The following is a 1537-nucleotide window of genomic DNA, read 5'->3' as shown; positions in this document are numbered from 1 at the left end:
CCGAACTCATGTATTCGCTCCGCGTGAGGGGTTGGAGGGAGGGCGCCGCGCCCCCGGGCCGGGGGGACGAAGGGGCCTGGCCCCGCGGCGGGGCGGACTGGGGCGGGGTGGCGTCGCCGGGACCGGCGTCGGGGCGGGGGGCGCCGCGATGCGGCGTGTGGCTCGACAGGGGGCCCGCCGCGGGCGGCGAGGCACCGATCCTCGCCGGGGCGGGGGGGGTGGGGACGGGCTCGGGGGCCGACGTCGGGGGGATGGTCGAGACGGGCTCCGGGGCCGCGGGCCGCGGCTTGGCCGGGACCGGGGGCGTGGCGGCCGAGGCCGGGGGCGTGGCGGCCGGGGCCTCGGCCCGAGGGGCCGTCGGTTCGGCGGCGGGCGGGGGCGTCGGCGATTTCGGGGCGGCCGAGGTTTTGGGGGGCTCGGGCGCGGCGGCGGCCTTCGCGGGCGCGGCGGCCCCCTTCGATTCGCGGGCGAACAATTCTCGGATCTGCTCCACGGTTGGGGGATCGACCACGGCCAGGGCGTTCGCCTTGACGTCCAGGTTCCACTTCTGGATCCGATCCAGCAAATCCTGGCTTTTCTTCAATCCCAACTCTTTCGCCAACTCGTGAACACGCATGGACAAAGGCGACTCCTCCCGGAACCGGATCCGGCCGGCCGCGGAGCCCGCGGCACGGTACGAACGTCTCGATATTTCCTATTGTAGCGGCGCGCCGGGTCGCCTGGCGAGCCCGATCATCGGGTCGCGGCGTCTCGCGGCGGAATTCCGGGGGGGCGGTTGGGGGGTCGAGTGCGGCGATCCTCGATTCGTGATGGTCGGGGGGGCGGGCCCCGGCTCGGGGCCCGGAGGGGGCGTCGCGGTCAGGATTCCTCGTCGTCCGCCTCGCCCGTCGCCGGTTCGGCGTCGGCGTCGGCGTCGGCGTCGGCGGAGGGGGGATCCTCGCGGTTCACGACGACGTCGGTCACCAGGCGGGCGGTCTCGTCCTGGTCGGCGTCGTCGGGCCGGGAGGTCACCTCGCGGCCGTTGTCGGCCGGGCGATCGGAGCCCTCCTCGGCCAGGGCGAGGTCGCGCGGCGACTCGTCCCCGCCGTCCGCGTCGTCGGGATCGGCCCGATCGGCGTCGTAATCGTCCCCGGCCTCGGCGACGTCCCCCTCGGGCTCGGATTCGAACTCGTCGCGAGGCTCGGCGGGCAAGGCCGGCTCGTTCTCGTCGCTCGCATCCTGGAGCTCGGCCCCTTCGGGGGCCGGCTCGCCGTCGGCGGGGGGTTGATGCTGGCCCTGGCCGTCGGCCAGGGCGGCGGCGTTGCGGCCGGACTTGCGGCGGGGGAGGTCTTCCGTCTGCTCCTCCGCCATGGTCTCGGCCTGGGCGACGATCGACTCGGCCAGCTCCTCGTCCAGCCCCTCGATCGTGGCCACCAGGTCGGCGATCTCCATCACCGACAGGTCGTCGTAGCTGAGGATCCCCTGCTCGACGAGCCGCTCGGCCAGCTCGACGTCGACCCCCTCGATCCGCGAGAACGCCGCGACGGCCTTCTCGATC

1 protein-coding gene and 1 pseudogene are annotated in these 1537 nt (G+C 74.9%); both read right to left on the bottom strand.

Annotated features, from left to right (window positions below; all coding sequences use genetic code 11):
• Positions 1–589, bottom strand: a pseudogene (locus WG209_RS18900) (hypothetical protein); the annotation flags it as partial.
• Between the two features lie 269 nt (positions 590–858).
• Positions 859–1537: helix-hairpin-helix domain-containing protein (locus WG209_RS18895; protein WP_337176640.1), on the bottom strand; the 679-nt coding region annotated here is incomplete at its 5' end.

Origin of the sequence: Paludisphaera sp. (genome assembly GCF_037189885.1) — a bacterium.
Lineage (GTDB): Bacteria > Planctomycetota > Planctomycetia > Isosphaerales > Isosphaeraceae > Paludisphaera.
Note: the sequence above shows the minus strand (reverse complement) of the source record. Positions and strands in the feature narration are given on the sequence as shown.